This is a genomic window from Brevundimonas sp. GCM10030266, from assembly GCF_042666595.1.
Lineage (GTDB): Bacteria > Pseudomonadota > Alphaproteobacteria > Caulobacterales > Caulobacteraceae > Brevundimonas.
The window spans coordinates 1-22,458 of record NZ_JBHTCY010000002.1 but is presented as its reverse complement, the minus strand read 5'-3'; the positions used below and the strand labels follow the sequence as shown (position 1 = coordinate 22,458).

Below are 22,458 nucleotides of genomic sequence, written 5' to 3'. Positions count from 1 at the left end.
AACGTCGTCGGGAATAAGCCCGGCGGCGAGTACCAAGACTGGAGACCGCAATGGACCGCGCACAAAAAGCCGAGTCGATCGAAACGCTGAAGGGCGTTTTCGCCGACGCGGGCGCCGTGGTCGTGACCCACAACCTGGGTCTGACCGTTGCGGAAATGGAAGATCTGCGTGGCCGTCTTCGTAAAGAAGGCGCCGCGTTCAAGGTGGTCAAGAACCGCCTGGCGCTGAAGGCGCTCGAAGCCGAAGAAGGCAGCGAGTACCACGGCCTGTTCAAGGGTCCGGTGGGCATCGCCTACGCTTCGGACCCGGTGACGGCCGCCAAGGTGTCGTCCGAGTTCGCCAAGGGCAACGACAAGTTCGTCATCCTGGGCGGCTTCATGGGCGAGACGGTCGTGGACGCGAAGGGTGTCGACACCCTCGCCAAGCTGCCGTCGCTGGACCAGATCCGCGCTCAACTGCTGGGCCTGCTCAACGCTCCCGCGACTCGCATCGCCGGCGTCGTTCAAGCCCCGGCGGCCCAACTGGCCCGCGTTTTCAACGCCTACGCCACGAAGGACGCCGCGTAAGCGGACCCGCCTCTTTCATCTCTGCACACTCTCTGAACCTCATCCTACCGAAGGAACTACCCCATGGCTGATCTCGCCAAAATCGTTGAAGACCTGTCGGCTCTGACCGTCCTGGAAGCCGCTGAACTGTCGAAGCTGCTGGAAGAAAAGTGGGGCGTGAGCGCCGCTGCTCCGGTCGCCATGGCCGCCGCTCCGGCTGCCGGCGGTGGTGACGCCGCTCCGGCCGGCGAAGAGCAAACCGAGTTCACCGTCGTCCTGATCGACGGCGGCGACAAGAAGATCAACGTCATCAAGGAAGTCCGTGGCGTGCGTTCGGACCTCGGTCTGAAGGAAGCCAAGGACCTGGTCGAAGGCGCTCCGCAGAACGTCGTCGAGAACGTCTCGAAGCAGACCGCCGAAGAAATCAAGAAGAAGCTGGAAGAAGCCGGCGCCAAGATCCAGATCAAGTAATCTGGCTTCTGGCAGTCGCTCTCCGGAGCGATGGCTTGAACGGTTTGACGGGTCGGGGAGCAATCCCCGGCCCGTTTTCTTTTGCGCGGTGACAGGCGGGGTCGGCTGTGGCCTTCTCCTGTCATCCAGGGGGAGATTCCATGAAGATCATCGTTCCGGTCGCCGTCGCGGCCGTGCTGGCGCTCGGCGCCTGCTCGCAAGGCGAGGACAAGGCTGTCGAGCCTGCGGCCGCGGTTCCGGCGGCGGAACCGGCCGCGCCCGCCGGTCTGGCGCGCACCGCGTTCGCGGGGCTGCCGGAATCCTGCATGGTTCTGGCCGACAAGATGGATCGCCTGCGGGGCTGCGCCTCGAGGATGGTCGCCGGCCAGCTGACGCCGGAACAGGTGGCCCAGGAGGAGGCGGGGGCAAAGACCAAGGCGGAGGCCATGGCGACCGACCTGCGCAATCTGCCGGCGGGCGAGGCGGCCGAAGCCTGCACGGCCAATCACGACCTGATGGAGAAGATGGGGCAGGCGATGGTCGGCGATTGCTGACCGTCTGACCGGGTCAGACAGTGACCTTCAGCCGGCCCTGACGGTTCGCCGTCAGGGCCGGTCTGCGTTCTGGCGTCCGCCTATCGCCGACGGGGCGCGAAGATGTCGGCCAGCCGGTCGCGCGTGCCCTCGATGCGGACGAGGCGCGGGTAGCGCAGGCCGCCGTGGTAGTCGAAGTCGACGGTGCGGAACTCGTCGCCGCGTTTGAGCACCAGCCGGATGGGATCGGGGCTGGTCCTGGCGGCGGTGACGGCGGCGCGCAGCGCGTCGGCGGAGCCGACCCGGTCGCCGACGGCGATCAGATCCCAGCCCGCGCCGAGGCCCTGATCGAAGGCCAGGGAGCCCCAGCGGACGCCGGTGATGCGCGTGCCTGACAGGCTGAAGCCCAGCGAATACTGGAAGTCGCCGGCCCAGCCGCCGAACATCCGCTTCTCGACCGGGGTCAGCTCATCGACATAGGTCAGGCGCCAGCCGGCGCGCTCGATGCCGTCCAGCGGGGCCTTCGCCTCGGGGCCGACCGCATCCAGACGGGTGCGCAGGAAGGTGGCCCAGTCGTGCGGATGCACTGCGTTCAGGGCCGCGACCACATCGTCGAAGGTGTAGGGGCGGGCCTCCCAGACGCCGTCCTCGGCACCGAAGAAGGCGCGGGCGAAATCGTCCAGCGACTTGCGCTCGCGGGTCTCGGACCGAATCAGGGTGTCGGCGTCCAGCCAGACCAGCAGGGCCTCGCGGTAGTAGTCGCCGGTGCCGCGCATCCAGGACGACCACGGATTGGTCGTGCGATAGCCCAGCAGGTTGTGGTTGGTGGTGTCCTGCAGGGCGCGCCACTGGCGGCCGGGCTGCTGGTCGTAGAAGCCCGCCACCTCGGCCAGGTTGATCACCGCCTCCTCGAAGGTGCCGAGGCCCGAGCGCGGGGTCAGGACATCGCCCCAGTATTCGGTCTGGCCCTCATAGACCCACATCAGGGTGTTCTGGGTCGGGACGTTGAGGTTGGCGACGTATTCATCGGACGGACGGCGGAATTTGCCGTTCCAGCTGTGGACGTACTCGTGGGGCAGCAGGCCACGCGCGCCATAGGCCGGGCTGGCGCTGGAGAAGTAGTTCGGAGCCGCCGTGTTCTCGGACGAGCGGTGATGCTCCAGCCCGATGCCGCCCATCTGGTTGGTCAGGGCCAGCAGGAATTCGTAGCGGTCGAACTGGCGCGAGCCGAACAGGTGGTCGGCCTGATCGACCAGCGCCTCGTATTTGGCCGTCCACTCAGGCGTGATGTTGATCGAGGCGGCGGTGTCGCCGACCAGGTTCAGGTGCACCGGTGAGCGGCCGCCCGGATCGATGTCCACGCGGCGATAGTGACGGCCCGCGAACATGGGGCTGTCAGCCAGATGCTCCAGATTGATCGGGGCGAAGGTGGCGACGTCGCCCTCGCGGCCCGTGGCGTCCAGCGCCACGCCGTACTGCCAGCCGGTCGGCAGGACGACGGAGGGGGCGAACATGATGCGGCTGTGGTTGTAGCCCGCCGGATAGAGCAGGGCCTTCTCCCACTGCAAATTGACCATGTCCTGGGTCATGACCACGCGCCAGACGGCGTTGTCGGGCTGGGTCAGCCACTCGAAGGCGACCTCGATGGTCGAGACGCCCGCCGGGATGTCGAGGTGGAAGGCGTGGGGATCGACGGTGTCGCGCACCCACTCGATCCGCTGGCCATTGCCGGTGACGGTCAGGCCCGAGATCAGCTGGATCGGGCCGGTGTCGGCGTGATTACCCGGAATGAATTTCGGATACTGCAGGACCAGATGGCCGGCCGAGACCGGGATGGTCTGGCGGGTGCGGATGACCTTGTGGTCGAGGTCCGTCAGGTCGACGCGGATGCCGATGACGCCGGGGTAGTCGCGGTCCTGCGGCGCCGGGATCGGCGGCAGGGCGTGCGGCAGGCTGGTCGGGGCGGGCAGGGGCGCGTTGGCCTGCGAGGCCGGGCCCGTCTGGGCGAAGGCCGGCAGGGTCGTTGAGGCGAGCAGCAGGGCGAGGGCGGCGGGCTTGATCATGTCAGGGCTACTCGAAATCAGCGGCGGCGCGGGCTGAGGATGTCGCCCAGCCGGTCAGGGGTTCCCTCGATCCGCTCCAGGTGCGGGTAGCGAAGGCCGTCATGGTAGTCGAAGGCGATGGTGCGGAAGCGGTCGCCCCGCTTGAGCATCATCTGGATCGGGGTCGCATTGCCCTTTGAGGCCGTGATGGCCTCGGCGATGGCGGCGGCGCTGGCGGTGCGGCCGTTGACGGCGACCACTTCCCAGCCGGACGTCAGCCCGGCCTCGAAGGCGGGCGAGCCCCAGCGCACCCCCGTCACCCGGTTGGTGGTGTTGAGCGACAGGCCCAGCGAATACTGGAAGTCGACCCGGCCCAGTTCGGCGTTGAGGGCGCGGGAGTAGTCATTGGGCGCCTCGCGCCAGACCAGCCGGTAGCCGCCGCGCTCGATGCCGCCGAGCGGCCCGTGGGCGTCGGGCCCGACGGCGTCCAGACGATCGCGCAGGAAGGTGGCCCAGTCATGGGCCTCGACCCCGTTCAGCGTCGAGGTGACGTCGGTGAAGGTGTAGGGGGCCGGATCCCAATTCCCGTCCTCGACGCCGAAGAAGGCTTTGGCGAAATTGTCCAGCGAGCGCCGGCCGCCGGACTGCTCTCGGATCAGGGTGTCGGCGTCCAGCCAGATCATGGCGCCCTCGCGATAGTAGTCCTCGGCCCGCTGGCGGCTGGGCCAGGGCTGGGGACGGCGTTGGGCGATGATCGGGTCGTTGGTGGTGTCCTGCATCGCGCGCCACTCGCGACCCGGATTGCCGTCGGCATAGCTCGCAGCCGTATTTGCGAAGACGTCCAGCGCCTGCTGCTTGCTCATCAGGCCGGCGCGGGCGGTCAGGATCAGGCCCCAGTACTGGGTCTGGCCTTCATAGACCCAGAGCAGGGAGTTCTGCAGCGGCTCGTTCAGGGTCGGGGTCAGCTGGTCCGCCGGGCGGCGCCACTTGCCGTTCCAGCTGTGGGTGTACTCGTGGCCCAGCAGGTCGCGGTCGGCGAGGGTGCCGGTCGGGTCCGTGAAGTATTTCGTGTCGACGCTGTTCTCGGACGAGCGCTGGTGCTCGAGCCCGATGCCGCCCAGCCGGTCGGTGACGGCCAGCAGGAAGTCGTAGTGGTTGAAGTGGCGGGCGCCGAACAGGCGGTCGGCCTGCTGCACCAGTTCGCGGTGCTGGGCGATGTGCGCGTCGGTGGCGGCCAGCTGGTCGGCGCTGTCGGCGACGACGTTCAGGCGGACCGGCGAGCGGCCGCCCGGATCAAGGTCGATCTGGCGGTAGTGCAGGCCTGCGAACAGGGGGCTGTCGGCGAAATGCTCCAGCGTGATGGGGGCGAAGGTCGCCACGCCGTTCTCGAATGACTGCGTGTCCAGCGCCGTGCCGTACTGCCAGCCGGCGGGCAGGCGCAGCGTCGGCTGGAAGGTGATCTGACGGGAGTAGTAGCCCGCCGGATAGAGCAGGGCCTTCTCCCACTGGATGTTCAGCATCTCGTCGGTGATGACGACCCGGCCCTGGGCGCCGTCCAGCGGGGTCAGCCATTTGAAGCTGACCTCGACCGAAGAGACACCCGCGGGCACCTCGACCTGGAAGGCGTTGGTGCTGACGGTGTTGCGCACCCAGCGCAGGGGCTGGCCGTTGGCGGTGATCTGCAGGTCGGCGATGTCGTCGACCGGTCCGACCGGGCCGTGGTTGCCGGGGATCCACTGCGGATAGAGCAGGACCAGCGGACCCGCCGCGACGACCGGGATGGTCTGCTTCACCGAGACGATGCGTCGGTCGATGTCCGTGGCGTCGACCTCGATCGGGATCGGCGCGGGATAGGCGACGTCTCGCGGCGCGGGGATGGGCGCGAGGGTCACGGGCAGGGCGGGCGTGCCGACCTGGGCCAGGGCCGGGGTCGTCCCCAGAAGCAGCGCCGTGGCGCAGGCGGAGACGAGCAGGCGGGCGGACGGACGCATCATGGGACTCGCAGGCAGGGCAAACCGGGCGTGCAGATCACGCCGCCCCGGGCCGGCGGTCAACCCGGAGCGACTGTTACGGTATTACAATTCTGTCATCGCGCGCTGCCGAGGGCGGCCAGCAGGGCGGCGTGGAAGGCGTCGGGCGCCTCGACCTGCGGCGAGTGGCCCAGATCCGGGAAGGCGATCAGCCGGGCCTCGGGGATGGCGTCCACGGTGCGGCGGCCCAGCAGGTCGTAGCGGCCCAGCCGCGCCTGCACCTCGGGCGTGGCGCGGGCGGCGCCCGGGGCGGTGCGATCCAGTTCGCCGATGAACAGCAGGGTCGGGACGCGCAGGTTCGGCAGTTCATGCACGACCGGCTGGGTGAAGATCATGTCCGAGGTCTGGGCCTGGTTCCAGGCGACGATCTCGCCGCCCGGTCCGGCGTACATCCCCGCCAGCATGGCCACCGGCTCGTCGTAACGGGGCTGCCAGTCGCCGTCATAGTAGAAGCGGCGCTGATAGGTCTTGATGCTGTCGAAGGTGGTCCGGCGCTCGCCTTCGAAGGCGGCGTCCAGCCGGGCATACGGCACGCCCTCGGCCTGCCAGTCCTCCAGCCCGATGGGATTGACCAGCACCAGTCGAGAGACAGCGTCCGGGTTCTGCAGGGCGTAGCGGATGCCCAACATGCCGCCCATGGAATGGCCCATGATGATGGGCCGCTCGATATCCAGGCTGTCCAGAAGGGCGCGGGTGTTGCCGGCCAGTTGCGACAGGGAGAACTGCCAGGCTTCGGGCTTGGACGATTTGCAGAAGCCGATCTGATCCACCGCGATGACGCGATAGCCGTCGGCGGCCAGCACCTCGATGGTCGGCGCCCAGGTGGCGGCGCAGAAATTCTTGCCGTGCAGCAGGACGATGGTCCGCCCGTTCGGCGCGGTGGTCGGGGCCACGTCCACATAGGTCATCTCCAGCGCCTGACGCTGGGAGGTGAAGGCGAAGGTCCGGACCGGGAAGGGATACTCATACCCCTCCAGCCGCGGGCCGTAGGTCGGATGCGCCGGTTCCTGCGCATGGACGACCGGCGCGGCCGCGAGCAGCAGGCCGGCGAGGAGGAGGGGGCGAAGCATGGGCGGCCTTTCGGGGAAGATCGGGCGACGGACGCCCTGATCGCCGGGATCAGGACGCCGGTTTTACTTCCAGCAGATCGACCGTGAACAACAGGGTCGAGTTGGGCGGCAATTCGTCGCCGCCGACCCAGCGCTCGCCATAGCCGAGCGAGGCGGGAATGACGAACTCGAACCGCTCGCCCTCGCGCATCAGGCCGACGCCCTCGGTCCAGCCGCGAATGACGCGGTTCAGCGGGAACTCGGTCGGCTCGTTGCGCGACCAGGAACTGTCGAACTCGCGCCCGTCGATGAAGGTGCCGCGATAGTGGACCTTGACCGTATCAGCGGCGGCGGGCTGGCGGCCTTCCGGATGGGCGCGACCGATGCGGCGGTATTGCAGCCCGCTTTCGGTGGTGGTCCAGCCGCTGCGGGCGCCGTTCCAGTCCAGATAGGCCCGATTGCCGGCGTTCCAGTTCGCCTGGCTCGACTCGCCGACGGCCGCGCGGACGACGGAGGTCGGGGCTTCCAGCGGCTGGGGCCCGGAGGCGCAGGCGGCGAGGGTCAGGGCGGCGGCGGAGAGGATCAGGATGCGCTTCATAAGGTGACGCTAGCCGGAGTTGGCGGGGACGGAAAGGGACCCCATATGTCGGCTCCACGACGGCGATCGCGGCCGGCGCAAGCCGAAATCCGACCGAACGCCAAGATTTTCCACAGCGACCTTTATTTCGCCGTCAAAGCGAGTATATCAGCCCGTTCCGCTAACTCCGTAATGAGTCTGCGCGAAAGCGCCGAGGCCCGGTTTGTCGCCCTCCGACCGGTGCGAAGGCGCGCTCCTCCCCAAGGGAGCCTTACAATTCAGGTGTCCTGGGACCGCAAGGCCCGAGGGTGGACGCCGAAACCGATTGTCACGGATCGCCACCCGGCGGGCCGTGGCTGCTGCATTTGAAACGGCCTGCCCGGGCCGTATTGGGAAGACAGAATGGCCAAGTCCAAAGCGGAACTCACCGTCAACGGTCAGTTCCTCACCGCCACCTCGTTCACCGGCAAGAAGCGCATCCGTCACTCGTTCGGCCGCATCCCGGAAGCGGTGCAGATGCCGAACCTGATCGAGGTTCAGCGCGCGTCGTATGAACAGTTCCTCCAGCGCGAGGGCCGTCCGGGCCTGCGCACCGACGAGGGCATCGAGGCGGTCTTCAAGTCGGTCTTCCCGATCAAGGACTTCAACGAACGCGCCATCCTCGAATACGTCTCCTACGAGTTCGAAGAGCCGAAGTACGACGTCGAGGAGTGCATCCAGCGCGACATGACCTATGCCGCGCCGCTGAAGGTCAAGCTGCGCCTGATCGTGTTCGAGATGGACGAAGAGACCGGCGCGCGCTCGGTCAAGGACATCAAGGAGCAGGACGTCTACATGGGCGACATCCCGCTCATGACCGACAAGGGCACCTTCATCGTCAACGGGACCGAGCGGGTGATCGTGTCCCAGATGCACCGTTCGCCGGGCGTCTTCTTCGATCACGACAAGGGCAAGACGCACAGCTCGGGCAAGCTGCTGTTCGCCGCCCGCGTGATCCCGTACCGCGGTTCGTGGCTGGACTTCGAGTTCGACGCCAAGGACATCGTCTACGTCCGCATCGACCGTCGCCGGAAGCTGCCGGCCTCGACCTTCCTGATGGCCCTGGGCATGGACGGCGAGGAAATCCTCAAGACCTTCTACGAGACCGTGCCCTACGAGAAGCGCGGCGAAGGCTGGGTCACGCCGTACAAGGCCGAGCGCTGGCGCGGTGTGAAGCCGGAGTTCGATCTGGTCGACGCCGACACCGGTGAAGTCATCGCCGCCGCCGGCACCAAGATCAGCGCCCGTCAGGCCAAGAAGCTGGGTGACACGACCACGTCGCTGTCGCTGGCCGCCGACGCCCTGCTGACCCGCTACCTGGCCGCCGACGCCGTCAACTACGAAACCGGCGAGATCTACGCCGAGGCCGGCGATGAGCTGGACCAGGCCACGATCGAGCTGCTGGAGTCGCACGGCTTCACCACCATCGACGTGCTGGACATCGACCACGTCACGGTCGGCGCCTACATGCGCAACACCCTGCGCGTGGACAAGAACACCGGCCGCGAGGACGCCCTGTTCGACGTCTATCGCGTGATGCGTCCGGGCGAGCCGCCGACCCCGGAAGCCGCCGAAAACATGTTCCAGTCGCTGTTCTTCGACAGCGAGCGCTACGACCTGTCGGCCGTGGGCCGGGTCAAGATGAACATGCGTCTGGAAACCCCCGAGGTTTCGGACGAAATCCGCGTCCTGCAGAAGGACGACGTGCTGAAGGTGCTGCAGATCCTCGTTGGCCTGAAGGATGGCCGCGGCGAGATCGACGACATCGACAACTTGGGCAACCGTCGCGTTCGCTCGGTCGGCGAACTGCTGGAAAACCAGTACCGCGTCGGCCTGCTGCGCATGGAACGCGCGATCAAGGAGCGCATGAGCTCGGTCGATATCGACACGGTCATGCCGCACGACCTGATCAACGCCAAGCCGGCCGCGGCCGCCGTGCGTGAGTTCTTCGGCAGCTCGCAGCTGTCGCAGTTCATGGACCAGACCAACCCGCTGTCGGAAATCACCCACAAGCGCCGCCTGTCGGCCCTTGGACCGGGCGGTCTGACCCGTGAGCGCGCCGGCTTCGAAGTCCGCGACGTGCACCCGACCCACTACGGCCGGATCTGCCCGATCGAAACGCCGGAAGGTCCGAACATCGGCCTGATCAACTCGCTGGCCACCCACGCCCGCGTGAACAAGTACGGCTTCATCGAGAGCCCGTACCGTCGCGTGAAGGACGGCCAGGCCCAGGACGAGGTGGTCTACATCTCGGCCATGGAAGAGGCGAAATACACGATCGCCCAGGCCAACATCGAACTGAAGGACGGCCAGATCGTCGAGGACCTGGTCCCCGGCCGGATCAACGGCGACTCCCAGCTGCTGACCAAGGAAACGGTCGACATGATGGACGTGTCGCCGAAGCAGGTCGTTTCGGTCGCCGCCGCCCTGATCCCGTTCCTGGAAAACGACGACGCCAACCGCGCACTGATGGGCGCGAACATGCAGCGTCAGGCCGTGCCGCTGGTCCAGTCGGACGCGCCGCTGGTCGGCACCGGCATGGAAGCCGTCGTGGCCGTGGACTCCGGCGCCGTCGTGGTCGCCCGTCGTGAAGGCGTCGTCGAGCAGATCGACGGCACCCGCATCGTCGTGCGCGCCACCGGTGAACTGGAGCCGGGCCGCTCGGGCGTCGACATCTACCGCCTGTCGAAGTTCCAGCGTTCGAACCAGTCGACCTGCATCAACCAGCGCCCGATCGTGCGCGTGGGCGATGCGGTGAAGGCCGGCGACGTGATCGCCGACGGCCCGTCGACGGACCTGGGCGAACTGGCGCTGGGCCGCAACGCCCTCGTCGCCTTCATGCCCTGGAACGGCTACAACTTCGAAGACTCGATCCTGATCTCGGAGCGCATCGTGCGCGACGACATCTTCACGTCGATCCACATCGACGAGTTCGAGGTCATGGCCCGCGACACCAAGCTGGGTCCGGAAGAAATCACCCGCGACATCCCGAACGTCGGCGAGGAAGCCCTGCGCAACCTCGACGAAGCGGGCATCGTGGCCATCGGCGCTGAAGTCCAGCCGGGCGACATCCTGGTCGGCAAGGTGACGCCGAAGGGCGAAAGCCCGATGACCCCGGAAGAGAAGCTGCTGCGCGCCATCTTCGGCGAGAAGGCTTCGGACGTCCGCGACACCTCGCTGCGCCTGCCGCCCGGCGTCGCCGGCACCATCGTCGACGTGCGCGTGTTCAACCGCCACGGCGTCGACAAGGACGAGCGCGCCATGGCGATCGAACGCGCCGAGATCGAGCGTCTGGGCAAGGACCGCGACGACGAGCTGAAGATCCTCGAGCGCAACGTCTACGGCCGCCTGCAGCCCCTGCTGCTGGGCAAGACCGCCGTCTCGGGTCCGAAGGGCCTGGGCCGCGGCGAGGTCACCCTCGAGAAGCTGGGTGAGCTGTCCAAGGGTCTGTGGTGGCAGATCGCCCTCGACGACGAGAAGGCGATGGGCGAGCTGGAGGCCATGAAGAAGCAGTTCGAGGACGCCAAGAAGGCCCTCGACCGCCGCTTCGAGGACAAGGTCGAGAAGCTGCAACGCGGCGACGAACTGCCCCCGGGCGTGATGAAGATGGTCAAGGTCTTCGTCGCCGTGAAGCGCAAGCTTCAACCGGGCGACAAGATGGCCGGCCGTCACGGCAACAAGGGCGTCATCTCCAAGATCCTGCCGATCGAGGACATGCCGCACCTTGAAGACGGCACCTCGGTCGACGTCGTTCTGAACCCGCTGGGCGTGCCGTCGCGCATGAACATCGGCCAGATCTTCGAAACCCACCTGGGCTGGGCCGCGGCCGGTCTCGGCAAGCAGATCCAGGGTCTGCTGGAAGCCTGGCAACAGGGCGGCCAGAAGCAGGCGCTGATCGACCATCTGTCGGACGTCTACGGCAAGGACACCCCGCTGCCGCAGGACGAGGAAGAGCTGGTCGAGCTGGCCCGCAACCTGTCGAAGGGCGTTCCGTTCGCGACCCCGGTCTTCGACGGCGCGCACATCTCGGACATCGAGGACCTGCTGGAGAAGGCCGGTCTGGATCGTTCGGGCCAGTCGATCCTGTTCGACGGCCAGACGGGCGACCAGTTCAAGCGTCCGGTCACGGTCGGCTACATCTACATGCTGAAGCTGCACCACCTGGTCGACGACAAGATCCACGCCCGCTCCATCGGGCCGTACTCGCTCGTCACCCAGCAACCGCTGGGCGGCAAGGCGCAGTTCGGCGGCCAACGCTTCGGTGAAATGGAAGTGTGGGCTCTGGAAGCCTACGGCGCGGCCTACACCCTGCAGGAAATGCTGACGGTGAAGTCCGACGACGTGGCCGGCCGGACCAAGGTCTACGAGGCGATCGTCCGCGGCGACGACAGCTTCGAGGCGGGCATCCCCGAGTCGTTCAACGTGCTCGTGAAGGAAATGCGCTCGCTGGGCCTGAACGTGGAGCTGGAGAACGGCTGATCGCTTCAACCCTCCCCGCCGTCGAGGCGGGGAGGGCCGCCTTCGCCCTCTCCAACTGATTGAATTTTAGCGGCTCCGCCGCAGAAGGAACCAAGATGAACCAGGAAGTCCTGAACATCTTCAACCCGGTCCCGGTCACCCCGACCTTCGACCAGATCCGCATCGCCCTGGCCTCGCCGGAGAAGATCCGCTCGTGGTCGTTCGGCGAGATCAAGAAGCCGGAAACCATCAACTACCGCACGTTCAAGCCCGAGCGTGACGGCCTGTTCTGCGCCCGTATCTTTGGCCCGACCAAGGACTACGAATGCCTGTGCGGCAAGTACAAGCGCATGAAGTACAAGGGCATCATCTGCGAGAAGTGCGGTGTTGAAGTCACCCTGGCCCGCGTCCGTCGCGAGCGCATGGGGCACATCGAACTGGCCTCGCCGGTCGCCCACATCTGGTTCCTGAAGTCGCTGCCGTCGCGCATCTCGCTGATGCTCGACATGGCGCTGAAGGACGTCGAACGCGTCCTGTACTTCGAGAACTACATCGTCACCGAGCCGGGCCTGACCCCGCTGAAGCAGAACCAACTGCTGACGGAAGACGAGTTCTACCGTTACCAGGACGAGTTCGGCGACGACGGCTTCACCGCCGAGATCGGCGCCGAGGCCGTGCGCAACCTGCTGATGGGCATCGACCTGAATGCCGAGGCTGAAAAGCACCGCGGCGAGCTGGCCGACAATCCGTCGGAAATGAAGGCCAAGAAGGCGTCCAAGCGCCTGAAGCTGATCGAGGCCTTCCTCGAGAGCGGCAACAAGCCCGAGTGGATGATCCTGAACGTCGTTCCGGTCATCCCGCCGGAACTGCGCCCGCTGGTGCCGCTGGACGGCGGCCGCTTCGCGACCTCGGATCTGAACGACCTGTATCGCCGGGTCATCAACCGGAACAACCGCCTGAAGCGCCTGATCGAGCTGCGCGCGCCGGACATCATCATCCGCAACGAAAAGCGGATGCTGCAGGAGTCGGTGGACGCCCTGTTCGACAACGGCCGCCGCGGCCGCGTGATCACGGGCGCCAACAAGCGCCCGCTGAAGTCGCTCGCCGACATGCTGAAGGGCAAGCAGGGCCGCTTCCGTCAGAACCTGCTCGGCAAGCGCGTCGACTACTCGGGCCGTTCGGTCATCACCGTGGGTCCGGAGCTGAAGCTGCACGAGTGCGGCCTGCCGAAGAAGATGGCTCTGGAGCTGTTCAAGCCGTTCATCTACGCGCGTCTGGACGCCAAGGGCCTGTCGGGCACCGTCAAGCAGTCCAAGCGCATGGTCGAGCGCGAGCAGCCGCAGGTGTGGGATATCCTCGACGAGGTCATCCGTGAGCACCCGGTCCTGCTGAACCGCGCCCCGACCCTGCACCGTCTGGGCATCCAGGCGTTCGAGCCGAAGCTGATCGAGGGCAAGGCCATTCGCCTGCACCCGCTGGTCTGTACCGCTTTCAACGCCGACTTCGACGGCGACCAGATGGCCGTGCACGTCCCGCTGAGCCTCGAGGCCCAGCTGGAAGCGCGCGTCCTGATGATGTCGACGAACAACATCCTGTCGCCCGCCAACGGCAAGCCGATCATCGTGCCGTCGCAGGACATCGTCCTGGGTCTGTACTACCTGTCGCTGGTCAAGGACGGCGAAGCCGGTGAAGGCAAGCTGTTCGCCAACATGGGCGAGATCGACGCCGCGCTCGACGCCAAGGCCGTGACCCTTCACACGAAGATCAAGGCCCGCTGGACCGAGATGAACGCCGCCGGCGAAGTCGTGACGAAGGTCATCGACTCGACCCCGGGCCGGATGAAGCTGGGCGCTCTGCTCCCGCACAACCCGAACATCGGCTACCGCCTGCTCGAGAAGAACCTGACCAAGAAGGAAATCGGCAACCTGATCGATCAGGTCTACCGTCACTGTGGTCAGAAGGCGACGGTCATCTTCGCCGACCAGATGATGCAGCTGGGCTTCCGCGAAGCCGCCAAGGCCGGCATCTCGTTCGGCAAGGACGACATCGTCATTCCGGAAGCCAAGGCCGGTCTGGTCGCGGAAACGCGCACCCAGGTGGAAGAGTACGAGCAGCAATACGCTGACGGCCTCATCACCAAGGGCGAGAAGTACAACAAGGTCGTCGACGCCTGGGCCAAGGTCACGGACAAGATCGCTGACGCGATGATGGGCGAGATCGCGCAACCGCGCGTCCTGGCCCCCGGCCAGAAGCCGGACATCAACTCGGTGTTCATGATGGCCAACTCGGGCGCCCGTGGTTCGCAGGCGCAGATGAAGCAGCTGGGCGGCATGCGGGGCCTGATGGCCAAGCCGTCGGGCGAGATCATCGAGACCCCGATTATCTCGAACTTCAAGGAAGGCCTGACCGTGCTGGAGTACTTCAACTCCACCCACGGCGCCCGTAAGGGTCTGGCCGACACCGCGCTGAAGACCGCCAACTCGGGTTACCTGACCCGTCGTCTGGTGGACGTTGCGCAGGACTCGATCGTCACCGAGGACGATTGCGGCTCGACCCGGGGCATCACCCTGCGCGCCGTGGTCGAAGGCGGCGACGTGCTGGTCTCGCTGGGCCAACGTGTCCTGGGTCGCTACGCGGCCGAGGACATCAAGGAGCCGGGCGGCGACAAGATCCTGTTCCCGGCGGATACCTATCTGCAGGAAGAGGAAGTCGAGGTCATCGATGCGGCCGGCGTCCAGTCGATCAAGGTCCGTTCGGCCCTGACCTGTGAAGCCGAAGCCGGCATCTGCGCCATGTGCTACGGCCGTGACCTGGCCCGCGGCACCAACGTCAACATCGGTGAAGCCGTGGGCGTCATCGCCGCCCAGTCGATCGGCGAGCCGGGCACCCAGCTGACCATGCGGACCTTCCACATCGGCGGCACCGCGCAGGTGGCGGAAACCTCGTTCTACGAGGCGACCAACGCCGGTACGGCCAAGATCAACGGCCCGACCGTCAAGGCGGCGCACGGCGATCTGGTGGCCATGAGCCGCAACGTCACCGTCGTCGTGGCCGTGGATGGCAAGGACCGCGAGACCCACAAGGTCCCGTACGGCGCCCGCATCCGCGTCAAGGAAGGCGGCGACATCGCCAAGGGTCAGCGTCTGGCCGAGTGGGACCCGTACACCACCCCGATCCTCACCGAAGTCGCCGGTACGGTGCGCTTCGAGGACCTGGTGGAAGGTCTGTCGGTCAAGGAAGAGACCGACGAGGCGACCGGTATCGCCCAGCGCGTCGTCAGCGACTGGCGGGCCTCGCCGCGGGGTTCGGACCTGCGTCCGGCCATGGGCGTGACCCAGGGTGACGCCTACGCCAAGCTGGCTTCGGGCTCCGACGCCCGTTACCTGCTGCCCGTGGGCGCGGTTCTGTCCGTGTCGAACGGCGACGAGGTCAAGCCGGGTGAGATCATCGCCCGTGTTCCGACCGAAGGCGCCAAGACCCGCGACATCACCGGCGGTCTGCCGCGCGTCGCCGAACTGTTCGAAGCACGCCGTCCGAAGGACTGCGCCGTCATCGCCGAAATGGATGGCCGCGTTGAGTTCGGTCGCGACTACAAGAACAAGCGTCGTATCAAGATCACCCCGGAGCCGGATGCCGATGGCAACCAGGGCGAAGCGGTCGAATTCCTGATCCCGAAGGGCAAGCACATCTCCGTCCACGACGGCGATCTGATCCAGAAGGGCGACTACATCATCGACGGCAACCCGGATCCGCACGATCTGCTGCGCATCCAGGGCGTCGAAGCGCTGGCCGAATACCTCGTGAACGAAGTGCAGGAAGTCTACCGCCTGCAAGGCGTGCCGATTAACGACAAGCACATCGAGGTCATCGTCCGTCAGATGCTGCAGAAGGTCGAAGTCCTGGATTCGGGTGAAACCACCCTGATCCGCGGCGACACCGTCGAAGTGGCTGAGGCGGCGCTCGAGAACGCCAAGGTCGAGAAGCGCGGCGGTCGTCTGGCCACCACGCAGCCGGTCCTGCTGGGCATCACCAAGGCGTCGCTGCAGACCCGCAGCTTCATCTCGGCGGCGTCGTTCCAGGAGACCACCCGCGTCCTCACCGACGCCTCGGTCAACGGCAAGCGCGACACGCTGGAAGGCCTGAAGGAAAACGTCATCGTCGGCCGCCTGATCCCGGCCGGTACGGGCGCCTACCTGCGCAGCCTGCAGAAGATCGCCAACGAGCGTGACGCCGAGCTGACGCAAGCCCGCGAAGACGCGGTCGAGCCGCTGCCGGCCGATCTGGCCCTGGAGCTGGAGAAGTCGGAAGGCTGATCCGGGTCACGGACCTGAACTGAAAAGAGAGGCGGTCCCGGAAACGGGGCCGCCTTTTTTGTTGCCCTATCGCTCGGCCCGCGGGGCCTCGCTGCTTGAGGGCATCCTTTTGCCCTATCGCTCGACGCGCGGCGGCTCGCTGCTTGAGGGCGTCCTTGTTGCGCGATCGCTCGCTGCTCAAGCGCGGGGGCTATTCCCGGTCGAAGCCGCCGCCGGGCGTCAGGGGCTGGCCGCCGGCGCGGTCGCCGTCGCGACGGGTGCGGACGTTACTGGTCGAATCCGGGCGCAGCGACTGGTCGAGGTGGGCGCCCGCGACCCCGATGCCGAAATTCGAGCCCGGACCGTCCTGCGGACCGACCACGCCCGTCCCGCCGGCCAGTGGGCGTCGTCGCGCCTCGTACTGCGCCAGGGCGGCGGCGCCTTCGCGGGCGAAACGGCCGTCGCGTTCCGCATTGCCGGTCCCGGAGATCGGCGGGGCGGCGGCGGCGCGTTCACCGAAGCGGTCGTCACAGATGCGGCGCTCTTCCGGGCTGAGTAACTGGGGACTGGCGCAGCCCGGACCGCGCGTGCGCAGGCCGCGACCGATCCGGCCGCCCATGGTGTCGGGCCGCACCTGCCAGGCGTCGGCATTGGCCGGCGGAGCCGGAGCGCCGGGGGCGGCGACGCGTGGCGCAGGCGGGGAGGGCGGCTGATCCTCCTCGTCGCGCGGACGGGGCAGGGGCAGCGGCAGACCGAGGAAGGTCTGGCGGGAGTCCGCCGTCGTCGGAGCCGCTTCGGCGGCGGCCGGAGCCGGCTGGGGACGCGGCCGGGGCGTCTCGTCCTCCAGAAGCGGGCGGGGCTCGATGTCCAGATAGACGGTCGGCGGGGGCTCGGGCAGGCGCGGCGGCTCCACCGTCAGCACCCGCAGGGCCAGTCCGCCGAGGATCAGGACGTGGGCCGCCACGGAAACGCCGATCAGCGCCGGCTTGCGCCAGCGGCTGTCGATCCGGGGCCATGGCCAAACCCGCCCGTTCATTCGCGCTCCGTGTCAGAACGACAGGTGACGGGGCCAGCGTGGCCGTAATGGGGCCGGTTCTCGCTCATCGGTCTCGAAGCGCCCGCAGGCCCGGATAGGCGCCTTCGCCCCGGGTGTAGTCGCGCCACGCCTCATTGGCCCGCCGCTGGCGTTCGAAGCCGTCCTCGCGGGCCTGTTCGGATCGGTTCAGGCGACGTGGCCCGGCGTCGGCATAGGGATCCGAGCCGTCCGTCGGGGGCGGGCCGACCTGGCACAGTCGGGCCGCGATGCGGTCCCCGGGCGGCGGCGGGCAGGGCAGGGCCAGCGTCACGGGCCTGCGACCGTTCCATGGATCGGCCACGGTCGAACCGGCGCTGTCGGTGTCCGGGGTCGGGGCGGCGGGAGAGGCCGCCGCCGGCGCGGCTGCCTCCGTTGCCCGGACGGGAGGTGTCCGGGGACGGGGCGGCCTCACCAGATCACCAGCGGCGCGCTGTCGGGTGGTCTCGCGCCTCGGCAGGGCGTCGGTCAGGTCGAGGGGAACCAGGAAGACCTGTTCGCGCGTCGTCGTCGGCGGCGGCTCCCGAGGGGGCGACAGGGCTATGGGCAGCAGGATGACGGCATGCAGGGTCAGGGCCGCGACGACCACAAGGCCGCGCATCCTCGCGGTGCTGGCAGTCCCCCGTTTCAACCGCGCCCCCATGCCGACCTCAACCCGAGGTAGGGGAGGGGACGAGCGTGGCTGTATTGCGGCTGGTTTCCGGCCCTGTGGTGTTGACCCCGTGCCCGGTCCCCCGCCATGGAGGTCTGCGCGTGATGAATCGCGCGGACTTGCCGGGGGGCGGTTGGGCATGATCGGGTTGGCGCTGGCGGCGTGGGTCTCGAGCCAGGCGGTAGAGGCCGCACAGGCGGCTCCAGAAGTGCGGCCTGTTCCGATCCGCTCCTTCGCCTCTCCGGTGGCGGATTTCGGCGGTCTCAGGACGGTCGATGTCGTTTTCATCTGCAACTACCAGCCTGACGGTCGCAGCGACTGCACCGTCGGCCCTGCGCCGGGCGAAGCCGTCCTGATCGATCGCGCGGGAGAGTGGATGGCCGCCTACTCGGAGCACCGGCCCGACCTCGGCGCGGTCGGCGCGCAACGAACCCTGACCCTGCGTTTCAAGCCGGAGGTGCGACCCGAGATCGTCAACGTGCGCTGGGCCTACTGGACGACGGCGGTCGAAAAGCCGGTGTGGCGGACCAGTCCGGAAGACCTTGATCAGGCCCTGTTCTACGCCATCGCCGCCGAACACGGGGGGCTCCCGGCAAGGCGCGAGGACGAGGTGGTCCACCTGGCCTGCCCGGTCATGGTCGATGGATGGCTGGGCCTGTGCCGTTCCGGCGAAGAGGCGGAGGAGACAACCGGCGCCGCCCTGAACATCGGTCGACTGCTGGCGGCGAATGTCCGCATGGCCGAGCTGGACGGTGACGGCGTCGCGACAGGCGGTCGCCACATCAGGCTGTCGTTCACGATTCGCCGACCGGAGGTCATCCCCGATGTCGAGGTCGTGCCGCCCGTCGTCATCAGTACGCCCAACCAGGACGAGGTGGCGTCGCTGACCCCGGACTACGTCTTCGACGCCGGGATGCGCAACACCTCCGAAGTCTACTGCATTTCGCCCGCGGAGATCGGCCCGCCCTCCCATTGCCTGGTCGGTCGCAACACCAGCGGCCGTTTCGCCTTCTCCCGTGTTGCGCTGGAGATCTCGCGCCGCCGGCTCCTCGCGCCGGGTCTGGTCAACGGGCAGCCCTATCGGGCCCCGGTCGCGAACCGGGTCACCTGGTAGCAGGGAACGGGAGCCGGCGGCGCCCAACCCTTGACCTGACGGCCCCGCGCGCGTAGAAGCCGCGCACTTTCGAGAAGGATGTCTCCGGACCTCCGTCGCGATCGTGACAATCGAGCGAACGGGCTGTGCCCGCCGGAACGTCCAAAGCGCACGTTCCGGCTTTTGCGTTTGTCGCGATCAAGACTCGGAACCTCACCCGAGGGCGGCCCTGCGGTCGTCCGAAAAGAAGGCTCACCGGGGCGCTCCGGCCGAAAGGCACACGCCCCCATCGACTAGAAGAGAACGAGTACTCGATGCCGACTATCAACCAGCTGATCCGCAAGCCGCGCGCCCCCAAGCCGGTCCGTAACAAGGTCCCGGCCCTGAAGGGTTGCCCGCAACGCCGCGGCGTCTGCACCCGCGTCTACACCACGACCCCGAAGAAGCCGAACTCCGCGCTTCGTAAGGTCGCCAAGGTCCGTCTGACCACCGGCATCGAAGCCGTGTGCTACATCCCGGGCGAAGGCCACAACCTGCAGGAGCACTCCGTTGTGCTGATCCGCGGCGGCCGCGTGAAGGACCTTCCGGGCGTTCGCTACCACATCCTGCGCGGCGTGCTCGACACGCAAGGCGTCAAGGACCGCAAGCAGCGCCGTTCGCACTACGGCGCCAAGCGTCCGAAGTAAGCGACCGCTTCACTCCATTCGCCGGTCCGCGCCCAAGGGGTTCGGATCGGCCGTTCGATACGTCTTTAGAAGGCCAAGCCCATGTCCCGTCGTCACCGCGCCCAGAAGCGCGAAGTTCTGCCGGATCCCAAGTTCAAGGATCTGACCGTCACCAAGTTCATGAACTACGTCATGTACGAAGGTAAGAAGGCCGTCGCCGAAAACATCGTGTACGGCGCCTTCGACATCCTGGCCGACAAGAAGAAGGACCAGGAGCCCGTCGCGACCTTCCACACCGCGCTGGAAAACGTCGCCCCGGCTGTTGAAGTCCGTTCGCGTCGCGTCGGCGGCGCCACCTACCAGGTGCCGGTCGAAGTTCGTCCGGACCGCCGCAAGGCCCTGGCCATCCGCTGGCTGGTGAACGCCGCCCGCAACCGCGGCGAAAACACCATGACCGAAAAGCTGGCCGCTGAACTGCTGGACGCTTCGAACAACCGCGGCACCGCCGTGAAGAAGCGCGAAGACACCCACAAGATGGCCGAAGCCAACCGCGCCTTCAGCCACTACCGCTGGTAAGCCTTTCGGGAGCCTCCCTCCTTCCAAGGAAGGGTGGGGGTTCCTATTTACGTGACTATCCGGCGCGGGCGGTTTGAGCTAAATCGCCCGCGCTCGCTTATCCGAACATTCCCGAGGCGCTGTAGCGGCGCCGCATCTGACCGCAAGGCACGCTCCTATGCCCCGCACGCATAAAATCGAAGACTACCGCAACTTCGGCATCATGGCGCACATCGACGCCGGCAAGACGACGACGACCGAGCGGATCCTGTATTACACCGGCAAGTCGCATAAGATCGGCGAAGTCCACGACGGCGCCGCGACCATGGACTGGATGGACCAGGAGCAGGAGCGCGGCATCACGATCACGTCGGCCGCGACGACCGCGTTCTGGAACGAAAAGCGCCTGAACATCATCGACACCCCCGGCCACGTGGACTTCACCATTGAAGTCGAGCGTTCGCTGCGCGTCCTCGACGGCGCCGTGACCGTGCTGGACGGCAACGCCGGCGTTGAGCCGCAGACCGAAACCGTCTGGCGCCAGGCCGACAAGTACTCGGTGCCGCGCATCGTCTTCGTCAACAAGATGGACAAGATCGGCGCCGACTTCGACGCCTCGGTCCAGTCGATCCGCGACCGTCTGGGCGCCAAGGCCGTGCCGATCCAGTTCCCGATCGGCGCCGAGTCGAACCTGAAGGGTCTGGTCGACGTCGTCGAAATGCGTTCGGTGATCTGGGACAACGACGCCCTGGGCGCCAACTTCACCGTCGGTGAAATCCCGGCCGACCTGGTCGACAAGGCCAACGAAGCCCGCCAGTACCTGATCGACAACGCCGTCGAACTCGACGACGAGGCCATGGAAGCCTACCTCGAAGGCAACGAGCCCTCGGTCGAAACCCTGAAGAAGTGCATCCGCAAGGCTGTGCTGACCGGCGCCTTCTACCCGATCCTCTGCGGCTCGGCCTTCAAGAACAAGGGCGTGCAGACGCTGCTGGACGCCGTCGTCGACTACCTGCCGTCGCCGGTGGACATCCCGCCGACCCCGGGCATCGACTACAAGACCGAAGAGCCGATCACCCGCAAGGCGTCGGACGAGGAGCCGCTGTCGGTTCTGGCCTTCAAGATCATGGATGACCCCTTCGTCGGCTCGCTGACCTTCTGCCGCCTGTACTCGGGCAAGATGGAAACCGGCATGGGCCTGCTGAACTCGTCGCGCGACAAGAAGGAGCGCGTCGGCCGCATGCTGCTGATGCACTCGAACAACCGCGAGGACATCAAGGAAGCCTACGCCGGCGACATCGTCGCCCTGGCCGGCCTGAAGGAAACCCGCACCGGCGACACCCTGTGCGACCCGATCAAGTCGCCGGTCATCCTGGAGCGCATGGAATTCCCGGCCCCGGTTATCGAGATCGCCGTCGAGCCCAAGTCGAAGGCTGACCAGGAGAAGCTGGGCGTCGCCCTGGCCAAGCTGGCTTCGGAAGATCCGTCCTTCACCGTTTCGACCGACCACGAGTCGGGCCAGACGATCCTGAAGGGCATGGGCGAGCTGCACCTGGACATCAAGATCGACATCCTGAAGCGCACCTACAAGGTCGAGGCCAACATCGGCGCGCCGCAGGTGGCCTACCGTGAATCGATCAGCCGCAAGGCCGAGATCGACTACACCCACAAGAAGCAGACCGGCGGTACGGGCCAGTTCGCCCGCGTCATGATCACCTTCGAGCCGGGTGAGCCGGGTTCGGGCTTCGTGTTCGAGAACGCCATCGTCGGCGGCGCGGTGCCCAAGGAATACATCCCGGGCGTCGAGAAGGGCCTGGAATCGGCCAAGGAAAACGGCCTGCTGGCCGGCTTCCCGCTGATCGACTTCAAGGCGACCCTGACGGACGGCAAGTTCCACGACGTCGACTCCAGCGTGCTGGCGTTCGAAATCGCGTCGCGCGCCGCCTTCAAGGAACTGCGCACCCAGGGCGGACCGAAGCTGCTGGAACCGATCATGGCCGTCGAGGTCGTGACCCCGGAAGAGTATCTGGGTTCGGTCATCGGCGACCTGAACGGCCGTCGCGGCATGATCCAGGGTCAGGACATGCGCGGCAACGCCACCGTCGTGAACGCCTTCGTGCCGCTGGCCAACATGTTCGGCTACGTGAACACGCTGCGCGGCATGTCGCAGGGCCGCGCCGCCTTCACCATGCAGTACGACCACTACGAAGCGGTGCCGCAACACGTCGCCGACGAAGTGATCAAGAAGTACAGCGCCTAAACCAACCCATCCCGGCGGGCTCCGCAAGGGCCCGCCGGACCCCTGATATCCCAAGGACAAAGCCCCCTTTTCAGGGGACGGAGAGAAGAGAATGGCCAAGGAAAAGTTCGAACGCACCAAGCCGCACTGCAACATCGGCACGATCG

General features: G+C 66.9%; 15 protein-coding genes. 9 read left to right on the top strand and 6 right to left on the bottom strand.

The genetic code is table 11. From position 1 onward, the window contains the following. Positions 1 to 50 precede the first annotated feature (50 nt). The 3 genes from rplJ to ACFQQC_RS06550 all read left to right on the top strand — a co-directional run bounded on the left by rplJ (position 51) and on the right by ACFQQC_RS06550 (position 1,549). Entirely contained in the window at positions 51 to 566 is a 516-nt protein-coding gene (gene rplJ / locus ACFQQC_RS06560) for a 50S ribosomal protein L10 (protein WP_376860903.1), read from the top strand. Positions 567 to 629: 63 nt separating this feature from the next. Further along, complete coding sequence (rplL, locus tag ACFQQC_RS06555) at positions 630 to 1,016, top strand: 50S ribosomal protein L7/L12 (RefSeq protein WP_331044459.1); 387 nt, start codon at positions 630 to 632, stop codon at positions 1,014 to 1,016. 140 nt (positions 1,017 to 1,156) lie between these two features. Beyond that, the gene (locus tag ACFQQC_RS06550; RefSeq protein WP_376860900.1) at positions 1,157 to 1,549 is read left to right on the top strand and encodes a hypothetical protein; all 393 of its coding nucleotides are present in this window, start codon (positions 1,157 to 1,159) and stop codon (positions 1,547 to 1,549) included. Between the two features lie 80 nt (positions 1,550 to 1,629). On the opposite strand, the gene ACFQQC_RS06545 is transcribed toward ACFQQC_RS06550, so the two are convergent. The 4 genes from ACFQQC_RS06545 to ACFQQC_RS06530 form a co-directional block, all read right to left on the bottom strand. Next, a complete protein-coding gene (locus tag ACFQQC_RS06545; RefSeq protein ID WP_376860899.1) occupies positions 1,630 to 3,591 on the bottom strand; it encodes a M61 family metallopeptidase in 1,962 nt (653 codons plus the stop codon). Positions 3,592 to 3,608: 17 nt separating this feature from the next. Beyond that, positions 3,609 to 5,561 carry a M61 family metallopeptidase gene (locus ACFQQC_RS06540; protein WP_376862078.1) on the bottom strand — a complete coding sequence of 651 codons (1,953 nt, stop codon included), beginning with the start codon at positions 5,559 to 5,561 and terminating at the stop codon, positions 3,609 to 3,611. 95 nt (positions 5,562 to 5,656) lie between these two features. Next, positions 5,657 to 6,670: an alpha/beta fold hydrolase gene (locus ACFQQC_RS06535; RefSeq protein ID WP_376860897.1), complete on the bottom strand. Its 1,014-nt coding sequence runs from the start codon at positions 6,668 to 6,670 to the stop codon at positions 5,657 to 5,659. A gap of 49 nt (positions 6,671 to 6,719) precedes the next feature. Further along, positions 6,720 to 7,247, bottom strand: coding sequence for an FKBP-type peptidyl-prolyl cis-trans isomerase (locus tag ACFQQC_RS06530; protein ID WP_376860895.1), 528 nt, complete (start codon positions 7,245 to 7,247; stop codon positions 6,720 to 6,722). Positions 7,248 to 7,628: 381 nt separating this feature from the next. On the opposite strand from ACFQQC_RS06530, the gene rpoB reads away from it, so the two are divergent. Continuing rightward, positions 7,629 to 11,744 carry a DNA-directed RNA polymerase subunit beta gene (gene rpoB / locus ACFQQC_RS06525; RefSeq protein ID WP_376860893.1) on the top strand — a complete coding sequence of 1,372 codons (4,116 nt, stop codon included), beginning with the start codon at positions 7,629 to 7,631 and terminating at the stop codon, positions 11,742 to 11,744. A 95-nt stretch (positions 11,745 to 11,839) separates the two neighbouring features. Further along, positions 11,840 to 16,036 (top strand): DNA-directed RNA polymerase subunit beta', encoded by a 4,197-nt coding sequence (gene rpoC / locus ACFQQC_RS06520; protein WP_376860891.1) that lies wholly within the window; start codon positions 11,840 to 11,842, stop codon positions 16,034 to 16,036. 190 nt (positions 16,037 to 16,226) lie between these two features. On the opposite strand, the gene ACFQQC_RS06515 is transcribed toward rpoC, so the two are convergent. Both ACFQQC_RS06515 and ACFQQC_RS06510 read right to left on the bottom strand, forming a co-directional pair. Continuing rightward, positions 16,227 to 17,051, bottom strand: a complete 825-nt coding sequence (locus ACFQQC_RS06515; protein WP_376860889.1) for a hypothetical protein — start codon at positions 17,049 to 17,051, stop codon at positions 16,227 to 16,229. 64 nt (positions 17,052 to 17,115) lie between these two features. Next, positions 17,116 to 17,688: a hypothetical protein gene (locus ACFQQC_RS06510; protein ID WP_376860887.1), complete on the bottom strand. Its 573-nt coding sequence runs from the start codon at positions 17,686 to 17,688 to the stop codon at positions 17,116 to 17,118. Positions 17,689 to 17,878: 190 nt separating this feature from the next. Here ACFQQC_RS06510 and ACFQQC_RS06505 point away from each other — a divergent pair, with 190 nt between their 5' ends. The 4 genes from ACFQQC_RS06505 (at position 17,879) to fusA (ending at position 22,312) form a co-directional block, all read left to right on the top strand. Continuing rightward, complete coding sequence (locus tag ACFQQC_RS06505) at positions 17,879 to 18,853, top strand: hypothetical protein (protein WP_376860885.1); 975 nt, start codon at positions 17,879 to 17,881, stop codon at positions 18,851 to 18,853. Positions 18,854 to 19,146: 293 nt separating this feature from the next. Next, positions 19,147 to 19,518, top strand: coding sequence for a 30S ribosomal protein S12 (rpsL, locus tag ACFQQC_RS06500; protein ID WP_056453566.1), 372 nt, complete (start codon positions 19,147 to 19,149; stop codon positions 19,516 to 19,518). Positions 19,519 to 19,599: 81 nt separating this feature from the next. After that, complete coding sequence (gene rpsG, locus ACFQQC_RS06495) at positions 19,600 to 20,073, top strand: 30S ribosomal protein S7 (RefSeq protein WP_376860883.1); 474 nt, start codon at positions 19,600 to 19,602, stop codon at positions 20,071 to 20,073. A 157-nt stretch (positions 20,074 to 20,230) separates the two neighbouring features. Next, positions 20,231 to 22,312: an elongation factor G gene (gene fusA / locus ACFQQC_RS06490; RefSeq protein ID WP_376860881.1), complete on the top strand. Its 2,082-nt coding sequence runs from the start codon at positions 20,231 to 20,233 to the stop codon at positions 22,310 to 22,312. The last annotated feature ends 146 nt before the right edge of the window (positions 22,313 to 22,458 follow it).

What these genes read in the sequence shown, in the direction of transcription:
- rplJ (WP_376860903.1), top strand. Translation starts at nt 51, where the DNA reads ATGGACCGCGCACAAAAAGCCGAGTCGATCGAAACGCTGAAGGGCGTT.
- rplL (WP_331044459.1), top strand. Translation starts at nt 630, where the DNA reads ATGGCTGATCTCGCCAAAATCGTTGAAGACCTGTCGGCTCTGACCGTC.
- ACFQQC_RS06550 (WP_376860900.1), top strand. Translation starts at nt 1,157, where the DNA reads ATGAAGATCATCGTTCCGGTCGCCGTCGCGGCCGTGCTGGCGCTCGGC.
- ACFQQC_RS06545 (WP_376860899.1), bottom strand. Translation starts at nt 3,591, where the DNA reads ATGATCAAGCCCGCCGCCCTCGCCCTGCTGCTCGCCTCAACGACCCTG.
- ACFQQC_RS06540 (WP_376862078.1), bottom strand. Translation starts at nt 5,561, where the DNA reads ATGCGTCCGTCCGCCCGCCTGCTCGTCTCCGCCTGCGCCACGGCGCTG.
- ACFQQC_RS06535 (WP_376860897.1), bottom strand. Translation starts at nt 6,670, where the DNA reads ATGCTTCGCCCCCTCCTCCTCGCCGGCCTGCTGCTCGCGGCCGCGCCG.
- ACFQQC_RS06530 (WP_376860895.1), bottom strand. Translation starts at nt 7,247, where the DNA reads ATGAAGCGCATCCTGATCCTCTCCGCCGCCGCCCTGACCCTCGCCGCC.
- rpoB (WP_376860893.1), top strand. Translation starts at nt 7,629, where the DNA reads ATGGCCAAGTCCAAAGCGGAACTCACCGTCAACGGTCAGTTCCTCACC.
- rpoC (WP_376860891.1), top strand. Translation starts at nt 11,840, where the DNA reads ATGAACCAGGAAGTCCTGAACATCTTCAACCCGGTCCCGGTCACCCCG.
- ACFQQC_RS06515 (WP_376860889.1), bottom strand. Translation starts at nt 17,051, where the DNA reads ATGAACGGGCGGGTTTGGCCATGGCCCCGGATCGACAGCCGCTGGCGC.
- ACFQQC_RS06510 (WP_376860887.1), bottom strand. Translation starts at nt 17,688, where the DNA reads ATGCGCGGCCTTGTGGTCGTCGCGGCCCTGACCCTGCATGCCGTCATC.
- ACFQQC_RS06505 (WP_376860885.1), top strand. Translation starts at nt 17,879, where the DNA reads ATGATCGGGTTGGCGCTGGCGGCGTGGGTCTCGAGCCAGGCGGTAGAG.
- rpsL (WP_056453566.1), top strand. Translation starts at nt 19,147, where the DNA reads ATGCCGACTATCAACCAGCTGATCCGCAAGCCGCGCGCCCCCAAGCCG.
- rpsG (WP_376860883.1), top strand. Translation starts at nt 19,600, where the DNA reads ATGTCCCGTCGTCACCGCGCCCAGAAGCGCGAAGTTCTGCCGGATCCC.
- fusA (WP_376860881.1), top strand. Translation starts at nt 20,231, where the DNA reads ATGCCCCGCACGCATAAAATCGAAGACTACCGCAACTTCGGCATCATG.